The organism is Vreelandella maris, assembly GCF_013371085.1.
Classification (GTDB): Bacteria; Pseudomonadota; Gammaproteobacteria; order Pseudomonadales; family Halomonadaceae; genus Vreelandella; species Vreelandella maris.
The window spans coordinates 1-20,749 of sequence record NZ_JABWCV010000027.1; the positions used below are offsets into that span (position 1 = coordinate 1).

The 20,749-nt window shown below is 54.6% G+C and carries 24 protein-coding genes and 1 pseudogene; 1 reads left to right on the plus strand and 24 read right to left on the minus strand.

Going from position 1 to position 20,749, the window contains the following annotated elements; translation table 11 throughout:
* Window positions 1-116: 116 nt before the first annotated feature.
* The 19 genes and pseudogenes from HUO07_RS17900 to HUO07_RS17990 form a co-directional block, all read right to left on the minus strand.
* Window positions 117-1,106: a type IIL restriction-modification enzyme MmeI gene (locus tag HUO07_RS17900; RefSeq protein ID WP_217908958.1), complete on the minus strand. Its 990-nt coding sequence runs from the start codon at window positions 1,104-1,106 to the stop codon at window positions 117-119.
* A gap of 498 nt (window positions 1,107-1,604) precedes the next feature.
* Complete coding sequence (locus tag HUO07_RS17905) at window positions 1,605-1,886, minus strand: helix-turn-helix domain-containing protein (protein WP_008958302.1); 282 nt, start codon at window positions 1,884-1,886, stop codon at window positions 1,605-1,607.
* 5 nt (window positions 1,887-1,891) lie between these two features.
* Window positions 1,892-3,061 (minus strand): ParB/RepB/Spo0J family partition protein, encoded by a 1,170-nt coding sequence (locus HUO07_RS17910; protein WP_113270575.1) that lies wholly within the window; start codon window positions 3,059-3,061, stop codon window positions 1,892-1,894.
* Between the two features lies 1 nt (window position 3,062).
* Window positions 3,063-3,839, minus strand: coding sequence for a ParA family protein (locus HUO07_RS17915; protein ID WP_113270641.1), 777 nt, complete (start codon window positions 3,837-3,839; stop codon window positions 3,063-3,065).
* A 195-nt stretch (window positions 3,840-4,034) separates the two neighbouring features.
* A complete protein-coding gene (locus tag HUO07_RS17920) occupies window positions 4,035-4,742 on the minus strand; it encodes a recombination-associated protein RdgC (RefSeq protein WP_274542011.1) in 708 nt (235 codons plus the stop codon).
* Between the two features lie 677 nt (window positions 4,743-5,419).
* Window positions 5,420-5,770, minus strand: a complete 351-nt coding sequence (locus HUO07_RS17925; protein WP_113270576.1) for a hypothetical protein — start codon at window positions 5,768-5,770, stop codon at window positions 5,420-5,422.
* The gene (locus tag HUO07_RS17930) at window positions 5,767-6,225 is read right to left on the minus strand and encodes a hypothetical protein (protein WP_052703851.1); all 459 of its coding nucleotides are present in this window, start codon (window positions 6,223-6,225) and stop codon (window positions 5,767-5,769) included. Before HUO07_RS17930 ends, HUO07_RS17925 begins: the two co-directional genes overlap by 4 nt.
* 450 nt (window positions 6,226-6,675) lie before the next feature.
* Entirely contained in the window at window positions 6,676-7,491 is an 816-nt protein-coding gene (locus tag HUO07_RS17935; RefSeq protein ID WP_035557923.1) for a DsbC family protein, read from the minus strand.
* 94 nt (window positions 7,492-7,585) lie between these two features.
* A complete protein-coding gene (locus HUO07_RS17940; protein ID WP_035557920.1) occupies window positions 7,586-8,149 on the minus strand; it encodes a hypothetical protein in 564 nt (187 codons plus the stop codon).
* A gap of 64 nt (window positions 8,150-8,213) precedes the next feature.
* On the minus strand, window positions 8,214-8,555 hold the full coding sequence (locus HUO07_RS17945) for a single-stranded DNA-binding protein (RefSeq protein WP_035557917.1): 342 nt from the start codon (window positions 8,553-8,555) through the stop codon (window positions 8,214-8,216).
* Between the two features lie 153 nt (window positions 8,556-8,708).
* Entirely contained in the window at window positions 8,709-9,170 is a 462-nt protein-coding gene (locus HUO07_RS17950; protein WP_035557913.1) for a hypothetical protein, read from the minus strand.
* A gap of 172 nt (window positions 9,171-9,342) precedes the next feature.
* Window positions 9,343-10,518 (minus strand): annotated as a pseudogene (locus HUO07_RS17955) (ISL3 family transposase).
* A 190-nt stretch (window positions 10,519-10,708) separates the two neighbouring features.
* Entirely contained in the window at window positions 10,709-12,055 is a 1,347-nt protein-coding gene (locus tag HUO07_RS17960; protein WP_035557901.1) for a dihydrolipoyl dehydrogenase family protein, read from the minus strand.
* A 138-nt stretch (window positions 12,056-12,193) separates the two neighbouring features.
* On the minus strand, window positions 12,194-12,451 hold the full coding sequence (locus HUO07_RS17965; protein WP_176304693.1) for a hypothetical protein: 258 nt from the start codon (window positions 12,449-12,451) through the stop codon (window positions 12,194-12,196).
* Window positions 12,452-12,778: a hypothetical protein gene (locus HUO07_RS17970; protein ID WP_127059530.1), complete on the minus strand. Its 327-nt coding sequence runs from the start codon at window positions 12,776-12,778 to the stop codon at window positions 12,452-12,454.
* A 431-nt stretch (window positions 12,779-13,209) separates the two neighbouring features.
* Complete coding sequence (locus tag HUO07_RS17975) at window positions 13,210-13,659, minus strand: glycoside hydrolase family 15 protein (protein ID WP_176304694.1); 450 nt, start codon at window positions 13,657-13,659, stop codon at window positions 13,210-13,212.
* Window positions 13,660-13,878: 219 nt separating this feature from the next.
* Window positions 13,879-15,513, minus strand: coding sequence for a mercury(II) reductase (gene merA / locus HUO07_RS17980; RefSeq protein WP_035557898.1), 1,635 nt, complete (start codon window positions 15,511-15,513; stop codon window positions 13,879-13,881).
* Between the two features lie 63 nt (window positions 15,514-15,576).
* Entirely contained in the window at window positions 15,577-15,882 is a 306-nt protein-coding gene (merP, locus tag HUO07_RS17985; protein ID WP_035557896.1) for a mercury resistance system periplasmic binding protein MerP, read from the minus strand.
* 33 nt (window positions 15,883-15,915) lie between these two features.
* Window positions 15,916-16,335: a mercuric transporter MerT family protein gene (locus tag HUO07_RS17990; RefSeq protein WP_176304695.1), complete on the minus strand. Its 420-nt coding sequence runs from the start codon at window positions 16,333-16,335 to the stop codon at window positions 15,916-15,918.
* 78 nt (window positions 16,336-16,413) lie between these two features.
* On the opposite strand from HUO07_RS17990, the gene HUO07_RS17995 reads away from it, so the two are divergent.
* Window positions 16,414-16,812: a MerR family transcriptional regulator gene (locus HUO07_RS17995; RefSeq protein ID WP_035557890.1), complete on the plus strand. Its 399-nt coding sequence runs from the start codon at window positions 16,414-16,416 to the stop codon at window positions 16,810-16,812.
* 605 nt (window positions 16,813-17,417) lie between these two features.
* Here HUO07_RS17995 and HUO07_RS18000 read toward each other — a convergent pair.
* From HUO07_RS18000 to HUO07_RS18020, 5 genes are all read right to left on the minus strand, one after another.
* Window positions 17,418-18,200, minus strand: coding sequence for a hypothetical protein (locus HUO07_RS18000; protein ID WP_035557885.1), 783 nt, complete (start codon window positions 18,198-18,200; stop codon window positions 17,418-17,420).
* Between the two features lie 125 nt (window positions 18,201-18,325).
* Entirely contained in the window at window positions 18,326-18,904 is a 579-nt protein-coding gene (locus HUO07_RS18005) for a hypothetical protein (protein WP_035557883.1), read from the minus strand.
* A 195-nt stretch (window positions 18,905-19,099) separates the two neighbouring features.
* Window positions 19,100-19,690, minus strand: a complete 591-nt coding sequence (locus HUO07_RS18010; RefSeq protein WP_052703853.1) for a DUF6927 domain-containing protein — start codon at window positions 19,688-19,690, stop codon at window positions 19,100-19,102.
* Between the two features lie 236 nt (window positions 19,691-19,926).
* Window positions 19,927-20,337: a DUF6573 family protein gene (locus tag HUO07_RS18015; protein WP_035557880.1), complete on the minus strand. Its 411-nt coding sequence runs from the start codon at window positions 20,335-20,337 to the stop codon at window positions 19,927-19,929.
* Window positions 20,330-20,686, minus strand: a complete 357-nt coding sequence (locus HUO07_RS18020; protein ID WP_035557876.1) for a hypothetical protein — start codon at window positions 20,684-20,686, stop codon at window positions 20,330-20,332. Before HUO07_RS18020 ends, HUO07_RS18015 begins: the two co-directional genes overlap by 8 nt.
* Between the last annotated feature and the right edge of the window lie 63 nt (window positions 20,687-20,749).

The window sequence follows — 20,749 nt, forward strand, 5'->3', positions numbered from 1 at the left end:
TAATCGGGTATTACAGCCAGCTTAGGCCTCACCAGCATAACGGTGGTATGAGTCCGAACCAGGCAGAGGAAAAGTACTGGGTTAACTATAAAGCGGTGGCCAGTTTTACTTGACCACTACATCTCAAGCTCTGTATAAAGTTTGTCGAGGAAGAGAGGCTGGATCACTTTCATGATGTTGGAGACAGAGGTGTAATGCTGCCCCAGGCTTCCCCGTTGTTCTTCGTCAATGACCGCCTGGAACATTGAGCCAAAAATGTCTGGATTGATCTCAGACCAGTCCATGCTCCCGCAATCAATCAAAAGTCGTCGAGCTTTTCTTCCAAATTCTGGAATGGGCTCATCCGCCTCAAAGAGGCCGCCATTGACGTAAGGGAACTCCTGGAAGTGAGCAGCCATAGATGCTCGCTCAGGAGCTTTATCATCCAGATTCAAGACAGTGAAGAGATCTGAGAAAAACTGATCTACGTCAGAGCCATCTTCCTGTGTCGTTGACTGAATGGCAGATGTCATCTGACCCTGAGCGAAGATGCCGGTGTCTTCGGCGTAAAAGCAGAACAAGAGGCGGGTAAGGAAAACGTTGAGAGCGTGAATGTCCTCAGGCTTCGAGAGGTCATTGCGCTCGCGGATCAAATCAAACAGCCGACCCATCTTCTCAGAGGCTTTAACGTCAGCTGGATGCTCTGAGTACATTACTGCCTTCTCGTATCCGGCCAGCGGGAGGAAGAAGGCATATTGCTTATCCAGCTCATCCATCGTAGTTTCAAGGCGCTCTTCTGCCTTGAGATCTAAGGCAACCAGGCTCTTAAAGTCAGTGACGATGACAAAGCGGATATCGTTCCGTGGCACGACCTCGCTTGCCTTGAGCGAGTCGGCTTCAGTATTCAAATCCGTCCCCTCTGGAACAGATCGGAAATAGAGCTTCTTCTTCAGCCCAATATCATCACCGCTGGCAACGTTTCGGCTATCGTCACCTTTGCGAAGGCGGGTTATGGTGCTCTTCGGAAATCCGTAAGCATCTAGGAAGGAGAAGATGAACTCATCCGGATTGAGGTTGGAGCAGGCCTGCTCCATGGATTCGATAATGCGTGCCTGACTAATCGCCATGTTTCCACTCCTGGCCAGTCGTTCGTCGAGCCTTCGACTATGTGCGAATTCTGACGACAGAATACACACTTAGTTCCGGTTTAGAAACTCAATGATACGACAGAGGCATCACACACGCAATTCCGGTTTACGGGTTCGGTGACACACTGTAGGCTGGAGTGGAATTACACACTGGATTCCGGATACCCGTTTAAAAAAGGTATCAGCACAGCTATTAATGAATCTGGGTGTAGTGCGCAGGTTCCTCGATCATTGTCCACTATGTCATTAAGCAACGGTTGCCCAATTGTCTTACGTGCGTATCTATCCAGCTCGACCTTAAAAGTAGCAAGCTCTTTAACTACGTCTTCATGACCAATTGAAACAGGTTGCTTGATGAGATTCAGTGGGGGATGGTCGGGTTCAGGCACTGCTGATGACTCCGTGTTGACTGGCTCAGAAAGGTGGGGCTGGTTTGACATAATTCGGGGAGCTATTTGCTCCCCGGGTGTCAGCTGGCTAGGAAGTGCTGTCTCCAAAATGCACTCGAAAGGAGTTTGGGTCCAAGATTCCCCAGCCTTCAAGTGCGTAATAGCCCATTGCACCTTCAGGTGAGCTAGGGTCACGAATAAAGAGGATTTTTACCTTAAACTCTTCCCGGATCGAAGTCAGCTGCCGTTTAACCGTGCCAGCCGGGATGCCCGTAGCTTCAGAGATGTCCTGAAGGCTTGGGCGATCCATGTGGTCAATAGCACGGATAATGTCGTATTTTCGCTGTGTGTCACGCGATAGGCTCGGCATAGAGGTCAGTCCTCACCCTCGACACCAAGTAGCTGAACGTCAGAGACTCTTACCCTCAGTGTGTCTTTTTCATCATTATCTAGTCGAACCCAGCAATAGCCAGGCTCATGATCGATACGATCAGTCTGTAGCATGCCACTACGTTGTGCGCCCTTCACGGTAACGCCTACCACGACCCGAGCCCGGGTGGGCTCCTTTGCCATTACTGGCGCTGGTGTATCAAGTTCGGCGCCAGCAGCCTTTTTAGGCTGGGGTTGCTCAGTATTAGTGGCCGATTTAGGTCTCGGTGGCTTTTCCTGTGCAACATCCCCCTTACCAAGAGAGGAGTCATCTTTCTCGTTAAACTGGGGCGGCATTGCGGGCTGGACATCATCAACAGTGTTCCCCATGCCAGAGTTTCCAGCGGAGGGGGATGAGTCGAATCCGCTCAGTGGTGGCTGGTCATCATTCGTCCCTAGAGCTGGCGCTGGAACCTGAGCCTCCATGGGAACTGTTTCAGGGTCTTCAGCCAGAGTGCCACCCTTTGCCTGTTTCAGCAGCTCACGGCAGGCTTTTCGGCTGATTCCGTCTACTAAGGCCTTTTCGCAAATGCGTTCAGCCTTCTCTGGCGCAATTTGATAAATCTGCCTGAGCGAATTCAGCGATTCGGGGTCAGCCGTGACATCTTCCTCGTATAGCTTCTGTACGCATTCGGGGAGCTTGAGCAGCGATAGGTGCTGCGAGATATAACCACGCGATTTACCTAGACGCTTAGCCACATCGACGGCCTTCCACTTAGCGTCAATGAATTTCTGAATCCCCTTGGCGATTTCCATCGGAGTCAGGTTTTCCCGCTGAATGTTTTCAATCAGCTCGCCGGCTGTTTCGTCCAGCTCCTCCTGGTCCTTTTTGTTGACGATCGCCTCAACCGGCACACCGGCCAGTTTACATGCACGCCAACGGCGCTCACCTTTCTGAATTCGATACTTACCGTTAGCATCCTTAGGAGATACGATGATCGGCTGTTCCTGGCCATGCGACTTAATTGAGTCGGCTAGCTCCTCAATACCGCCGAATTTCTCTCGGACTTGGCCATTTTTCGGCACCACTTCAGCTGTATCCAGCACCAATACTTCCTTGGCGCCTTTAGAGCGGCGTGAGAGGCTTTGCAGGTTGTCTAGTTGTCCTAATGCCATGTCAGCCCACCTTTTCCATGAGTTCTTCGATAACTGCACGGATCTCTTTGCCAGCCTCTCGTGCCGATGTCTTTTTTATGCTCCAAACGGGTACGCCATTGAGGTTGGCCACGTCGAGTTGCCCTCTAACGCCAATCTCAGATTTGTAGACCAGATCCGGCACCGCCTTGCGAAGCTCATCTCGCGTGATCATGTCCTCCTCGAAACCGCGTTTGAGGTTATTGATCACCATCCCGGTGTTTTCCAACTCGGGATTCAGCTCCTCCTGAACGCTTATGATCGTGTTCAGCAGACCCTCTACGCCATCCAGTGCGAAACCACTTACTTGCACCGGACAAATGACATGAGTGGACATAGTGAGTGCAGCTACTAGCTTACGGCCCAAACTAGGGGGGCAGTCGACAAGCACGTAATCGTAATTATCCAGTATGCCGCTAGCCTTCAGGTTTGTGATCGGGTTGACCACACAGTTGAGCGGTAGGGACTCAATCTCAGATAGCTCTGGATCGTTCTTGGTTGTCCAAATCAGATCCATTCCGCGCACGCACTTCATCGGCTGGATTTCATGCATGTTCTCATCGAACAACCGGACTGATGGTGTGCCTGTATAGGTTGCCTCATCGCTCTGGCTCAACCGGCTAGATGTGTTGCCCTGTGGGTCGAAATCAACTGCTAGTACGCGATAGCCCGCCTCCACGAGGTAGAAGACTGTTTGAAGGCAAATGGTCGATTTTCCGACCCCGCCTTTCTGATTGGAGAAACTGATTATTTTGGTCATGGAGTTCCCGGTAGCCGACCTGGAAAAAGACAGGTTGAGAATGTCCTTGTGCAAACGGCGGCGATCCTTGCCAAGTTACGCATGCGAAACATGATAATCCACATAAACTGATACGGCAAATAGTATAAACCGATCTATCTAGCGCATAAAAAAGGCCTGGACAGAGCCAAGCCAAAGACAGGATATGAGTAGGGTTCAGGCTGCTTTAGATGCCTGAACAGCATCCTCAGGGGTATCCTCTAGCGTAGGGACTGATTCACCCCCTAGTAGGGTTATCAGCTCCTCGACAACGGCCGCAAGAGCTGGGATGTGAATATGGGCATCCGCATCAAACCTTGATGCTTCATCATCACCCGAATCAGCATGCTCAAGCAGTGCATCATCGAATTTGATCTTCTTTAGGCCTAGATCATCCTGAAGCTGCATCGCCAGTTGACCTGTCCGAGCAATCGAAAGGGCTGAACAGATGCGGCCTCCATCAAGGTGCTGCTGTATCTCGTCACTATCGAGATCGACCTCCGAAACCTTAATCACACCATCATTGCCAGAAGGCGATTCGAGCTGGCAGAACTCTCCAAGAGCCCAGCCTTCAGCACGCTCAGTCGAGGCAGCCAACCAACGGGTCATCAAAGCTGTTGGACGATCGCTAGTTGCCATTGGCGTGACTTTGAGCGATCCCAGTGTAAGGCGCAACAGATCGAGTGCTTCTTCTGCTTTCTTACGACTGGCAGCGTCAATGAGTATCCATTTACGCCTGATGTCGATAGCCATCAGAAAATGCCCGGTTCGCTTCAGGGAGGTGGGCAGTAGCTCTTCGTATACCTGCTCTTTGAGCAATTGTTTCTCCGCACGGCGCAGGTGACTTCCTGAGGCCTTCTCCATTTCAGCCGCCCTCTCCTCCACCAGCTATTTGACCGCGGCTACTGGGAGCAAACGCTGCTACTGCCGAAAGCGAAGAATGAGATATTGAGACTGGAGTGTGTATGCCAATACTTCACCGCAAACAGCCGACCACCCTACCCTTCGAGCCTCTGTGGGCGCGCAGGCCCTGGAAAGTTTTTTTCGATGAGGCTGGTCATTTCGTCAGCCCCAAAGAATGAGCTATGTGCCCTATATGACAGTGCGTTGTCGAACACGATTAGGCCCTACGATCTTATTATTTTAGGCAAGGGAGCATGGTATTTAAATGGTGAAATAATAGATAACGGTATAACTCCCCCCCTCCCCTAGGCGCTATAGTAAACTGGCCAGTCATTTACCTCGGATAGTCAAGCGCTTCAACACCCAAGGCCTCTCGGAGAAAGGTGTTGGCTGCCCTCCTCCCAACGTTATCTCTTTGCGGATAGTCGCTGATTCAGCCGCATTGTTCCAACACAGCTGGTATGCCGCGAGGACGGGTTGGTAGTCGACCACTCCGCCCTCACGGAGGCAGCGGAGTATGAAGCGCTGATCTTCTTTGGTAAGGGGAAGCTCATTCAGCTGGTCCAGTCGGTTATCATTGCTATCCATATTATATCTATGCCAGACGACGAATTATATTAAATTCAAGCAGAATGAAACATTTAGTGTTTGCCACTTGACTAAGGGATGTACAACCGTTGCCCATTGCCACTATAGCTGGCGCTTATAGTCTCCCGAGCTGTATGGCCATAATCCACGACACCATGAACCGCCTCTTCCATCCGCCAGTGATTTCCATCCCGCGGGGCGAGGCTAACTCTCGCCAAGCCAGGGGGAAGCCTTACAGTGAAACAATGTAGATGGATGTCATCCAGGCCTTCAATCATCTTGAGATTGATCTCATCAATCTGATCCGTCTCGACCGCATACACTGTGTAGCTCCCATCCAGGCCAAGCTGTTCCTTGGCCACGGTGGTCAGCAATTCATCGAACTTCAGAGGGGCATCTGAAATGACCTTGGTATCAATCATCCTTCACCTTGTCCCCACTGAGTGCCACCGTTCGGGCTGTTTATGCGATGGTCTGTCAGCAAGCATAGGCGCCGCCCATCGACCCATAGCTCTCGAAAAATACCCTCGTGGGTATACACACCTACAAGCACATCTAAAGGCTCTTCGTAGTACGTGGATGAAGGTGCCAGGGTGCTATCGTTGAATGGCTCTTGACGGACTTGTAACGCTACAGCAGTTTGCCTGGCCAGCGGCACGCTCTTGTTCTTCATGCCCCATTTCCATGAGACACGATCTTTAGGCTTGAAACGCTCGTGCGATTGCTCTTCGTTTAGGAGATCCAGTGCCAGGCTAATTGTCATCTTCGTGATAGCTGGGTCACTTGGATCAACTTGGTCAGCATCCATCGACTGCTTACGCAGGCCGGATATTACGCGCCCCAAAGAGGCGAGCCAACTTTTGTTGCCTTGCTTCATGCATCTATCCTCGGAGTCTTTCTATTCCGCCCGACAGCCACGGCCACACCTATTAATGTCCATGCAGCAAGTAGCGTAAAACCTAAGTGGAGGAATGCTCCGTAAGGCGGTCCCAATTTGACAGAGAGATAAAGAGACGCACCAAACGCGATGAGCCACCGGAACCAATAATCAACTGACCTACTTGCGACCCAGCGCGCCTGCTCAAGCGTCAGAGGACGGTGCAGCCAGCGAAAGGGGTAAAGGGTCTTCTCCCGTGTACCACGGCCTACCTTGAGTGGCTGACGTGGAAATAGACGGTTCACGGCGAACTGCGGAAACATTCCTTCGATTGCTCGCCGCATAATACTAACAGTGCGTTGGTCTTGTAGAGACATGGGGTGCCCTCTAGCTGGGCGCCCGGACTGCCGGAGAGGGAGCCAGGGCGCATTTCTTCAAGGTGCAATAAGGTTACAGGCTACGGATTTCAGCCGCACGAAGAGCACCACGCATGATATGAGCTTCACCGTTCTCATCCTTGTAGAGCGTATTCGGTGTAGACCGGATACCCAGCTGCTGGATCAGGTTGCTGTTCTCACTCACGATGTTCATAGCTTCGGCGCTCGGGGAGCCAGACACACTGCCGCCTCCCTCAAATGTGGCCAGCACTTCGGTAGGGTTCTCGGCGTCGACTATTTGTGCAGCCTGGTGGAGCGAGCCCTCGCCCATGAAGCCTACCGGAATCCAACGGATGGTGACTTCATCCAGAACCGCCCGGGACTCTTGATACATTTTCTGGCAGTAACCACATTGAGTATCAAAGACGACATACAGAACCTTGTCGCCGCTCCCCTCTTCAACGTAGAAGGCATTTTCCTCAACTTGCGCAAGCGCTGCGGCCTCATCCTCATCTGTAAATCCGTTGTCCTGAGAGGCAGCTCGCTTCGGCATGCTGGCCAGCGGGCTATTCTCCATGTGCTGCTCCATGTGAGCCTGCGTCAAGTTTTCGCCACCCTCGCCCAGAATCATCCCGATAAAGGCATGCGTACCATCCTCAGTGGTATAGATCACATTAGTGTCGTTCTCGACACTAATAACCCAGCCATTGATGCCATCTAGGCCGGTATCGAATGTTTTGTCGACCTTGGCTCCAGGGATGCCCAAATCGGACACGGCCTTGGGAAGCTCTAAGCTGGAGCCGGCATTGTCGTCATTGGCGACGGTAGTTCCCGCGAAAAGTGCGGAGGCGACTGCAACAGCGGAGGCGATCAGGGTAAGGTGTTTCATCAATAAGCTCCTTGAGCAAAGTTAAGCGCCAGTGGTGCTGGCGTAGTCTTCGCCATGCAGGGCATGGCCACATCAGGTTCTAATCATCTGCTGTTTATGGCAGCAGCTCTTCAATTCCCGCCTCGCGCTGCGAATCGGCACGCTCACGCGCTTGCTGGTTAGCACGACTGACCAGCTCTCGAGCCTCCTCATAAAGGTTCGATGCGCTGTAAGTGGTGTCTCCATGACGATCAAGACTTGTCTCGATCGTGGGGGCATCTGTTGGCAGGCCTAAACCAGCCAGTACGGTGTCAGTGATGTCAGGAATAGTGCCGTCCAAGACGGCTGCTTGACGGACGATGACCAAAGCGCCATCTGCTGCATCAACGATCGCTGGGCGAACGCCATTGTCGACGCGAGCCAATGTGGATACGGCTGAATCTCTTGCCTCACCGTCCCCTAGCAGCTCACTGGCTGCTGCACGGCGAGCATTAACGTATTTGGCCGTATCGAATGTCACCACGGCTGGTGATTCAGCGTTTGACGAGGCCCATGGGAGGTCTAAGGGAATGACGGTTATAGCGAACGCCATCGCACCCAGCACACCACCTGCCAAAGGCAATACCCTAGCCAAGGGGTGCTGAAATCGGGATCTGGTTTTTTGGTCTGTCTCGCTCATGTGCCTGCCTATCGTCTACGCATGAAAAAGCCCCAGGAATAAACCAGGGGCTGTGAATAGAACATCAAAAGGGAAATTCCACTCCTTCGTCTCCATCACCTGCAGCACCAGCGCTACGCGGATCACGGAGGATGCGGCAAGTGTCCACCATAAGGTTGGTATACACAGTGCCGTTATCAGCCTTACGGAAGGACAATTCGCCCTCGACAAAGACCAACTGACCGCGCTTCAAGCGATCCTTCATAACCTCGGCGAAGCGACCACCAAGGATGCAGTTAAGCCACATCGGATCATCACCCACTTTCTTGGCCATGTTGATACCGAACCGAACGTAAGTTTTGCCATTGCCGTTGGTCCGAACTTCTGGTTCGCCAATGTGACCAATCTGTAGAGTCTGTCCCCACATGTTCAAATCTCCTCTCTCTCACATTCCCAACGTAATGGGTCTCGTTGGGGGATAGGGGCGCTACTGACACTAAGGAGCGAACCTGGGCGGTTTATTTTCCTAACGCATGAAAAAGCCCCCTGACTCAGATGAGTCGAGGAGGCTTTGAAGTGGTCACCTCGGGAGGTGACGAACGATTCTTGCCTTGGGCTGGAGATAACTCCAGTGCGCCAAGTTAAGGAGGAAGTTACCAAAAGCTCTCTTGGTGAAGCTCACAATGAATGTATCTTCGGCGCTCTCTATGGCCTGTAAAGTGCTTTCCCGATGCAATTTGCGATCAGGGCGACGCACCTGGATGACAGGTCCATCCTCGACAGAGAAAGCGAACCCCTCAAGCTCACCAAGCGAGAAGACCTCGAAGGCCACATTCACATCCGTTCCCAAGTCAGCCATTTGACGTGGCGTTGGCTGGCGCCAGCGGCGACCGGCCTCACGAGGCAGAATGAAAAGAGAGCCTTGCGCTGAGTCGATGGCAAACGCCACCTTATCAGCACGGAGGTCATCTAATTGCAGCCCGCCGAACTCACGACCAAAAGCTATGGCATCTTCTTGATTAATAATCAGCTCAATATTCATGTCGCTCTCTCCTCTCATTCCTGCGATGCAGGTCTCAAAAGGAGATAGGGCGGGGACTGCCATAAGTGGACAGCTAGAGCGCCTGTAAAATGTTTCGCATGCAGAACATCCCTAGGCTGTAGAGGTAGTTTTTTACGGGGTTAAGAAAGGGCAAGCGACAGAATAAAAAAGTTCATCGCATTTTGCCGGGATATGCGACTTTGATCTTCAGAAAGAAATACGCCGTGTCCCGGTAGCCGTAAGCCATTCGCTTGATGACTTTGATGTGATTGTTCATTCCTTCCAGGGCGCTGGTGTTGAGTCGATAAAGGGCACTGGCAACGATACCTTCTAGGTGCTTGGCGAAAGCAACCAGCGACTTGAGCCCACTGTCGATGGCCATTCCAAACTACGCTTTACAGCGTCGGCGGGCCTCGGCTTCACTAGGTGCGTACCATAGCTCTTTGAGTTAGCTCTTAAGCAGGTAGACCGTGGTCAGCGGCTCTTTGGCGGCTAGCAATACATCCAACTTGACGGCCTGCTCAGGGTCCAGGTTGGTGCGGTTGCGCAGGAGCAACCAGCGACTGCGCTTGATCACACGCCGGCCAGCATGGTTCTCGCGTAGCCGGTTTGCCTGATAGACCCGCACCCGGTCGATCACCTCGCGACCGAACTTGGCGACCACGTGAAACAGGTCGTAAACGACCCTGGCTTTTGGGCAGTGTTGCTTGGCTTCCATGTCCATTGCCGTATTCATGCCCATGGCGACCGCTTCTTTTTGCTGACAGGTATCCCTGTCCAGCCATTCGAAGGCAGCGCATGCGCATGAACGCCCCTCGCCGACCCACAGGACTTGCTGTGTGTCGGCGCAAATAGCCACCATGGCATAGTGGTTCCCCTTGTGCAGGACAAACTGACGCCGCACCCGGGTCAGGTCTGCCTGGGCTGTCTCATGACTCAGGCGCCGATGATCCATAGTCTTGACCGTATACCATTGAAGCCCCACCAGCTCGGCCACATGCTTGATAGGTGAAAGTCGAACCAGGGTTTCGACCCAGCTCACCATGGCGCAGGTCAGTGGCTGACGTCCGGCTAGCCAGGCAATACGCTCTCATCGGGGGCCGCAGGCCGGACGACGTACTCGGCGCACAGGGATGTCTAGCCATACGCGATACTGGAACAGGTCGCGCTCACGCACACGGCGATAACTGACATCATGAATGAGCCAGGTGGATTGGCCACAGCGACTGCAGCAGGGCGGGTGTGAGGCGGTGAGTTTGAGCTTGATCAGCAGGCCATTGGCGCCGAGTGATTCATAGCAAACCAACTCGAAGTCTTCCCAGAACAAGGTAAGCAAACTAGCATCCATGGCACGGCGGTGGTCTGGTTGGGACATTTTTTTGGCTTAAACCTTTCTACCGCCGTCATTCTCGTTTACGGGTGCTATCCTGCAGTGAAACCTGAAAATGGTTTGGAACTCTTATCCTCAGTTGCCAAATAAAGATCTCAATGCTTAGGCATGAGGTCTAGCCATCTCAAGTTGCCGCTATCAGGCTCTCCTAGAGCATCGAGCCTATGTCTGAGGCCCCCGTTGGGTAGGCAAACATTGTCGTATTGAGGTCCGTGGTGGTGAGCCCATGACGAATGGCCAGCGCGAATACGTTGATGACTTCATCCACGTTGGGGCCGACGAGATGAGCGCCCAGTACCTTATCTGTCTCTTCTTCGATAAATATCTTGAAGCCATAGACCGGCTCGGCGGCCTGACGGGCGGTAAACCAGTTGTGTGTGTGTTGACTCGAGACGCGGAATTTCAGCCCTTGCTCACGGGCCTGCGCTTCGTCGAGACCGGCGGAGGCGATAGGCGGAATGGTGAAAGCGACACTCGGCACCCCTTTATAATTCGGTGTGCTACGTTTGCCATCGATCAGGTTGGCGGCCACCACCTTGGCATCGTGACTCGACACGGGGGTCAGGGGCGGCCCCACCTGGGCGGCATCGCCTGCGGCATAAACGGCGGGGTTCGAGGTACTTTGCAGATGCTCATTTAGCGATAACCGCCCCTTCTCGGTCTCGATACCGGCCGCTTCCAGGTTGAGGGCCTTGAGGGCTGGCTTTCTTCCGGCCGCGTGCACGACTAGGTCTACATCAACCGTGCCGGTCTCGCCATTCGAGGAGGTGCGAACACGATAGCCGGAGGCCGTCTTTTCGATGGCGTCCACGTTGGTCTGGGTTCGCACATCAATGCCCTGATCACGGAAGGATTCCATGAGCCAATCGACCAGGTCCGGATCGAAGGGCTTGAGCATCCGCTCGCCGTGCTGTAGGACGGTGACTTGAGCTCCAGCCCGGGCAGCCAGGTGAGAAAACTCTGCGGCAATATAGCCCCCGCCGACCAGGGCAATCCGCGGCGGCAAAGTAGCCAGTTCCAGAAATTGTTCGTTGTCTATGAGGTGTTCTTCGCCTGGAATACCCAGGGTGGCTGGCTCGGCTCCCGTGGCAATCAGGATATGCTGTGCTTCAAGTACCTGGTCCTCAACCTCAAGGCGGTTGGGGCCGGTAAAACGCGCCTGTCCATGGTAGGTATCGATGCCCTTGTCGCTGAACATGGCCTGGTGTTTTTCAGGCACAGGATCGGTAAACTCTCGCTTGAAGCGTAGCAGCTCGGCCCAGTCGATACGGACCTCTCCCTCCACGCCCTTGCCTTGCATGCGGTGAGCATGGTCCAGCGCCTTGGCCCCCTGGATCATCATCTTCTTGGGGTCGCAGCCGCGCAGGGCACAGGTGCCCCCAAAGGGGCGGGAGTCGATGATCGCAACACGCCAGTTGGCGGCTTGGGCACGCATGACGACTATTTTAGCGGCGGTGCCGGTACCGATAGCGACGAGATCGTAGGATGCTGCCATCTTGTTTACTCCTTTGCGTAGCGGCGACTTGGTAGCCGCTAGTCGCCGCGTTGAAGTCATCGCTGTCCAGGCTTCGTTCTACCGTGGCCCGAACAGCGATACCCTGGAAATGCGTTATTCCCCTCTGAACCGTGCCACTTATTCGGGGATCAGTGGCATGTCTTTCGGCTCCACGGTGGGCAAGGGGGCCATTAGCTTTTTCTCTACCGCGATTTCATGGAATGTGACATGCCAGCGGTTGGCCCGGTGATAGTTTCGAATGAAGGCGTCCCGAATATCCGTGCGCTGGCTCATGCTGGCGTAGTTGTGCCAGAGCGTCATGAACGCACGCGCCACGAACCACTGGGCATTCACGATCATCCGGTCATTGGCGACACAGGTATCCTGATCGGGCACCTAGTCAGGGCTCATGGTTTCTTCAAGCGGCGCCGGCAGGGCGTAACCGCCAACTTCCAGAATCTTCTTCATCTCATGGATGTTGGGGTTGCATACATCCTCAAGGTAGGTCTTGATCGCTTCCTTGATTTGCGAGTCTTTCGTCGCGGCGAGGTACAAGTTGCACTGCCCCATGCAAACGACTTCACGCCGAAAGCCCTCGACGACGGCCACGTACTCGCTTGCGGAGAGGCTGTTTCTTCCCGCCCCCGCTTGAGCATAGTAGCGTTCGGCGTAGTCACTGTAGGACGTGCGGCCTTCGGGGCGGCCTATTTCCACTTCAGACATCGTCGTTGCCTCCTTTCATTGACATTGGAGAGCCTCTTGCTCCGATAAATCAACGGCCATCCTGCAGGTATTCATGGGAGCGAGCTGGCAGGGATAGGCCCTCCTCACTCGTTGGCGAATCTGAAAATCCTGACCTTGCTGACTTCAACGTAGACCTGTAGTTATTACAGGGACAAGGTGGTTGTTGTTTATGTCTGGTAACTGAAGAAGCCAGCCTGCCCAAGGTCGACTCGGTAGCCTTGTGGGCAGGGGCAGACTTTGTCTGGCTCGCCTCACTTGCCTGGCCAGGAGGTCGGGTGCAGTTCCAGAACTGTGTCACGAACCCCGGCCTCCTTGACCGAGGCAGCGCCGCCAAGGCGCATTGGTTGCGACCGAGGACAGGCTTGAAGCAGTACGCCGGACGCAATCCGCATGGGTGCCGTCACGCTACCTTATTCGTAGAGCTGTATATGCAGGGCACGGTTGATCAGCGCAAGATGGGTAAAAGCCTGCGGGAAGTTGCCAAGGAACAGGCCCGTCGTCGGATCGCTCTCCTCGGCATAGAGCCCCGCATCGTTGGCGTTGGCGTTGGCGTTGGCCAGTAACCGCTCGAACAGGGCGCGAGCCTCCTCGGCTCGACCAAGCATTAGAAGTATATCGACCAGCCAGAAACTACAGATCAGAAACGCATCTTCGCTGCCGGAAAGCCCATCCGAAGCCAGGTAGCGGTGTACGACATCGCCATGACATAGGTGCTCTTCCACTGCTGCAGCCGTCAGTTCAAGTACGGCCTTGTCGATAGGAATGCCCATCAATGGGATCAACAAAAGCGCGGCATCGAGATCGTCATGACCGAAGGCCTGCGTGAGGTAGCCGCCACTGAGCTTGATCCCCTGAGTCACGATGGCCTGGAATATGCCATCTCATGCCAGTTCCCAGGCGGGCTGAGGACCCAGCAGGCGCAGTGTGCGGTCGAGTGCGACCCAGGCCATGGTATTTGTAGACGTGATGACGCGGTTCCCCACGCATTTCCTAGATCCCTTGATCGGGTTCGTGCCAGTGGGCGGCGACATGATCGGCCATTTCTCGAACAAGGGTCGCCAACGTCACATCAAGGCTTGTCACCCCGCGCAGCAGGACAGTTGTTTGACGTCCTTGGTAAAGGTCTGGGCACAGAGCTTGAGCCCCTCGACCATAGTCAAGTAAGGAAAAAGCTCATCAGCGATGTCTTGTACCGTCATCCCGGCACGCAGGGCCATGACCGCCGTCTGAATGAGCTCGCCGGCTTCGCCGGCCACGGCCTGGACCCCGAGCAGGCGCCCGCTGTCGCGTTCGGCGACGATCTTGATGAAGCCGCCGGTCTCAAAGTTGACCAGCGCACGGGGCACGTTATCCAGGGTCAGGGTCCGGCTGTCGGTAGCGAATCCTTGAGCCTCGGCCTCGGCTTCGGACAAACCGACGGTTGCGATCTGCGGGTCGGTGAAGACCACCGCCGGCATGGCACTCAAGTCCAGGCGCGCCTCGCCCCCCGTCATATTGGTGGCGGCGCGGCTGCCGCCCGCAGCGGCGACATAGACGAACTGCGGCTGGTCGGTGCAATCCCCAGCGGCATAGATAGTGGGTACGGTGGTACGCAGAGAATCATCGACCAGAATCGCTCCGCGGGCAGTCTCTACGCCGATGGCGTCAAGGTTCAGCGTTTCGATATTAGGCGTGCGGCCCGTCGCGACCAGCAGCTTGTCGGCCTTGATGCCCCCCGTGTCCGTCGTGAGCACGAACTCATCATCGGTATGCACCACCTGGCTGATCTGGACGCCTCGTAATACATCAATGCCCTCGGCCTGGAAAGCGGCTTCCAGGGCCTCGCCAATGGCCGGGTCCTCGCGGGAGAACAGGCGGCTACGCGCCAGGATCGTCACTTTGCTGCCCAGCCGCGCGAAGGCCTGGGCCAACTCCACCGCGACCACCGATGCCCCGATCACCGCCAAACGCTCGGGAAGGGTGTCGCTGGCCAGGGCGTCGGTCGAGGTCCAATAGGGCGTGCCAGCCAGCCCCGATACCGGTGGAATGGCGGGACGCGCGCCGGTCCCGATGAAGACACGATCGAAAGCGACCTCGCGCTCGCTGCCATCGTTCTTGTCAACAATCAGGGTCTGGGCATCACGGAAGCGGGCCCTGCCGCGGATAACCGTAATGGCCGGGTTGCCTTCTAGGATGCTTTCGTATTTACCGTGACGTAACTCTTCCACACGGCTCTGCTGCTGGGCCAGTAAACGGCCACGATCAATGGTTGGTGCCGTTGCCGTGATGCCGTCATCGAACGGGCTTTCGCGGCGATGATGGGCAATATGCGCGGCACGGATCATGATCTTAGAGGGCACGCAGCCGATGTTGACGCAGGTACCCCCTATGGTACCTTGTTCGATCAGGGTGACACGGGCACCCCGCTCGACACTTTTCAACGCCGCTGCCATGGCAGACCCGCCACTGCCGATCACGGCAATATGTAGACCCTGTTCGCTGCCTCGGTCACTGCTGGCTCGCTCTGTGGCCTGCGTCAGATCGGCGCCGTAGCCCTTGGCACGGATCGTCTCAAGCAGACGCTCGGTACCCACCTCGCCCGGGCGCATTATTACCGCGCGGCCCTGGTCATAAGAGACCTCAGCCTCGACCCCGGGCAGTGCATTGAGCGCCGCCTGAGTCGAGTCGGCGCAACTCGTGCAGGTCATGCCGGTAACTGTAATCGTGGTTTGCATAAAAATTCCTCGGTAATCCTTTCGCACAACTCCCGCAGCCCTCGATGAACGTGGGCTAGGTGGTTACTGGGCTTGTTTAGTTTTCTCGGAGGCCAGGCGCGACGGATAGCCCGCATTGGTCGTAGCGGCGGTCAAGTCCGCCACGCTCGCCTCGGCATCTTCGAAGGTCACGGTGGCGCTTTTTTCCTCGTAGGAAACCGTGGCGTTCTCCACACCGAGCACTTGATTGAGCGCTTTCTTGACGGTGTAGGGACAGGTCGAACAGGTCATATTGTCAACAGCCAGGGTGACGGTCTGTTGAGCGGCGAAGGCCGTCCCGGCACTTGCCGCGGACAAAAAAAGCGTACCGATCAAGGTGCTAAATTTCATATAAGAAAGACTCCAGGAAAATTTGAAGGTGTATTAGCCAAGGAACAGCGGGGCGATATACGGCCAGGCAAGCACCAACACGACGAGTGCCGTCGCACCCCACAACGCTATCTTGATCACTCGCTCGGCAAGCGGCGTGCCGCAATAGCCATCCACATCACAAGCGTTGGCCCGGCAGGCGCTCTTGGGCTTGCGATAAACCTTATAAAAACCGATACCGAGCATTGCCAGGGTGACGGCGAGAAAGAGCGGCTGGTAGGGCGCAAGCGCCGTGAGATTGCTCATCCAGGCCCCGCCGATGCCCAGTGAGAGAAATACCACCGGCAGAATGCAGCAGGCGGAGGCGAGTATCGCGCCAATGACACTACCGCTTGCCAGTAGGCCTTTGCGCCCTGATCGGCTCGTCGTGGTTTGCTCGCTTCGATCAAGCGTCTGGTCTTTACTGTCTTGCATAGTGATTCTCTTGCAATTTGGGTATTCATAGCTACTGTAGCCCCTGTAGCTACTACAGGATCAAGAGGAAAGTAGGCCATGCCATTACGCCGAGGGGAGCTAGCCAGACGAGCCGGTTGCAACATCGAGACGGTTCGGTACTACGAGCGCATTGGGCTTATGCCGAATCCGCCCCGAAGCGAGAACGGCTTTCGTAGCTATGAAGAGCGCCACCTCACACGGCTGACGTTTATCCGCCGAGCGCGCGAACTGGGATTTACGCTCGAAGAGGTGCAGGACCTTCTACGACTGGTTGATGGCGGGCATTACACCTGCGCTCAGGTACAGGAGCTTGCACTCAGGCATACCGACGATATCCAGCGCAAGATAAATGACCTGCATCGCATGCAACGCGCCTTAAAAGAAATGTCGGCCCAATGCAGCGGAGAGGAAGTTCCCAAATGTCCCATCATAGAAATTCTTTCTGAGACCTCTTAGCCGAATACCTATTACTGCGGTGTGGTTCATCTTTTACCTCTTCGCATCAGAGCGGCTTAAGGCAATCTCTGTGATTGACGTCCTCCTTCTCTTTCTCGCTGATCGGCGAAGAACCATAAAAAAGCCCCTGACCGAAAGGTTCAGGGGCTAGTGAATCATGTAGGTCTAATTGAGCAGCGTGTCACGACAGTCTGGGAAATCCCGCGGTACTCGCCGTGTTCCTTGACTCGCCCCTTCAGTACAACCTTACTCCCCTCAAGGGCCTTACCTGTTTTCCAGACAATGTACCGACCTTCGGGGTCGCAGAATATGTGCTTCCACATCAGCTCCCATCGCGTATCTGATGAAAAGGACCGCTTACGCACAACTTCCATCTCCAACTGATCGCCAGGACCTCCAGCATAGCCGAGAGCCATCATTGACTCGGTGTTAACAGCTGACTCCTCATGTCGATCGTAGGCAGTGACAGCCGCCGTCATAACGCCGACTCCGCGTTTAAGCTTAACCAAGTCGAAACGAGCATGATGAACAATCATCGTCTCGAAATCGTTATGCTCAGTCTGCAGAGGGATCACTTGCCGTGCCCAAGCTATTACCGCATCAGCCTACGCCACGTCCTCAGAGACACACGCCTTCATTCGCTTGCTGACCATCGGGACTGAACGAGCCATCTCACCCACAATTTCTGCTGTGGCCAGGTCGCCAGTTTCTTCTGCTCGAGCACGAGACACGAAGCCTCGCTCCCGAATCTGCCTTACTGCCGCGGCAACCAGCCATCGCAGCTCGACAACAGCATCTGGAGGGCGACCGCCGCATATGCCCACCTCATCGATCTCTTCCATCATATTGATAACAGAGACCAATAGTTGAGCACGGGCCATCATCGACTCAGCGCCTTGGTGGCCAAGATAGTCCTTGAGGCATGTCTTTCCGACCTCTAGGACAACGCCAATTGCCATCTCTTCCATCAGAAAGAGATAACGCCGCTCACGCCGTTTGTTGCAGTGGCTGCAGTCGCCCGTGGCGTCGCCCGATCTGTATGGCTCGGGCAATCGGCTATATGCCCACTCCAAGGGAGTGCCCCGTGCTGCCTGGTTCGCTGCCATGTCGATTCGCGCCAGCAAGCGATACCCGTCCAGCTTCGGAGGTTCGCCACTGACTGCGACTTTCACGGCAACGATCTGCTCCAGCTTAAAGTGCGACAGTCGATCTTCAAGATCCAACTTCTCACGAGCCCAGGGCTTTACAGCCTCTTCCAGCACGTTGATCTCGAAGGACGCCATGCCAAGTTTCTTTGCCTTGCGATCGAGCCGTTCTACCATTTCGCGCAGTGCGGGAAGTTGGCACTTCGGTATCCAGCAGGTGGTCTTGTCTGTCTGTGTCGTCATGATCCTTACTCCTCTCTCATTCCTGCGTAAATGCAGGACTCAAGATGAGGTAGGGGAGTAACTGACGAGCTAAGTGTTTCGCACGCGAAACAAAGAGGGTTCATAGTACTGTCGCTATGGCTGTGTCAGGCAGCGCATTTCGTCCTGTGACGAGAAAGGGTGAGCAACTGCTGTAGCCGAGAGGCCTGCCGATGCAGCCTTTGGGCTGTCGAAAAATTGTCCCATCCTGACTGAAAGCTACCCTCTCGATTCAGCTCCTCAATCTGAACTGCCGTTTCGGTCCATTGGCTAGGAGGCATTGTGTCCACGAGCCAGCCCCCTCGTTCGTAAAGGTCTATAACAACCCCACCACTATTGCAGATACGCATGATCAAAGGCCTAAACAATCCTTCATATACGTCTTCGGCTTCACTCGATGCCTGATAAAACTCAGCAAAACCAGCCTCAGCCAGCTCACGCAGTTTGTAATACTCAGTGTATGGAGGTACAGCCACAGAACGTGAGGTTTCCTTCTCAAAGAATGCGAGCCCTGGCGCGTGATCGTACATGTTCATCTTCACCTCACCCTCAATGGTGATCGAGGCGCCGGTTGCGGGCAGCACATTAGTGCCGAACGCTTGATCAAAATAGCCGGCCAAACTAGCAGCGATATTTTTCTGTAGCTCTCGAAGAAACAAGCGGTCTTCATGCGTTAAGTCAGTCATAACGGCTTCCATTTGGCTAAGGTGAGTTTCAGTATCGGGGGGGAGGGGAGGGTGATGCAAAGGGGCTTCATGAGGTGAACACGAACACGGCCAAAGCCTCAGGAAGTGATAGGGCTTGTGTGTCAGGTGGTATAGCGCGGCTGGCGCCAGCGTGAAAAAGCCCCATGCTGAGAACAGCAGAGAGGGCTTGAAATACTACGCGAGCACTACAGCATCATCCAGGTGGCGGGCCTGAAGCCTTACCAAGCTGGACGAGCCATCTGGCCTGAAAACATTGCGTTTGCGCGGCAAGTCCACCTTGGTGAATGTGTCGCACTCCAGGCCTCCAACGAACCGTACTGTGTACGGTAGTTTTATCCGATCGCCATTTTGCAGACGCACACGCTGCTTTTTCGATTCAGCATGCTTTAGGCATCTCTCACGCCATTCGCTGGCATACTTCAGTCCGACTCCCACTACTACCCCCAACTGCTCCAGCTCCTCAAGCGGAGATAGCAGTTTGAGAATCGATGCAGGGCACTGTGACAAGGCTGGCCCCATGGTTTCATCCATCGACTTGTAGCAAAACTCTCCCTGCGAACAGCTAGTTTTCACGACCGCCGCTATCGTGTACTCAATAGACGCATGATCCGTGGCCTCTCCCCTCCGCTGGACCTTAATCGCAGCGTAATAGGTAGAGCCCACGAAACTCGACTTCAGCACTTCGTTAGATCCATCCTGGTTGGTGTATTCCTTGTCCAGGTAGGCTTTACGGTCGGACGGCTTTGGTACGCATAAAGTACCCATAATCTTACTCCTCTCTCATTCCTGCGGTATTGCAGGTCTCAGGAGGGGATAGGGGTGAAACTGACAGAAAATGTTACGCATGCGAAACATAGCGTCTAGCTCCCATTGCAGTGCCATATAGGATCGAAGCCGCAAAATCATGATCCTGGCTCATGGGCATCATAAATAGAAAAACCCCCAGGCAGCACAAGGCTGACTAGGGGCTTAGAAAGAGGAGTGATAACTGCGCGATCGCGTCAGTCCTCCTCGGGTAGCATGATCGTTATCACAGGCTTAGGGGTATCCCCAGGACCTATAGTCATAACAACATGTTTTGGCACAACGATAGAGCCGGTTTCGGATTGCTCAATCACATCAACGATGAAGTCGATATATCTCTCGTTGCGCTCTCTCGCAGCAGCCTCAAGGGCGACAAGCAATACATCGCCTAACCGCTTATCCTCTTGCTGCTGCATCTCATGAGGGCTTCTACCGTCATGCCACGCCACCAAAGCCTCCCAGGCTGCAGCAGTCATGGCAACAGGCACCTTGAAACCCATCATGTTGCCGGCGGCGTGCTCAGCACGTTCGCTGACATCTACCAAATTGCCATCTTCGATGGCATCCGCACGGGAATAGCTATGGATCATGTCAGTTTCATCAAACATGAGCTGTAGCCCCCTGTTGGCGTGACGCCAAAAAAGCAGCCATTGGGATGGGTGTAACCTCAGGCCCAGTCGGCAACTTCCAGGCGCTCTCACGTCTAACAACGCGAGCCAGTCGATCAGCAGCAAAGCATAGCCCCCAGCGTTCATTAGAACGCTCAGACAAGCCGCTTGGTTCGTGCGTAACCTCCCACATCCAGTCAGAATCCACATCCACACATGAGCGGACTTTGAACACCTGCTCGCTTATTCGCACCCTCCGGCTCAGACCTTCAACGCCTAAGTATTCACCGAAGTTACCGCCGCGACGGCTGTAGATGATCGTTTCCAAACGCTCGCCAAATGTTTCCATTGGGATTCTCTCTCTTCTCTCTCTCACATTCCTGCAAAGCAGGTCTCAAGAAGAGATAGGGGC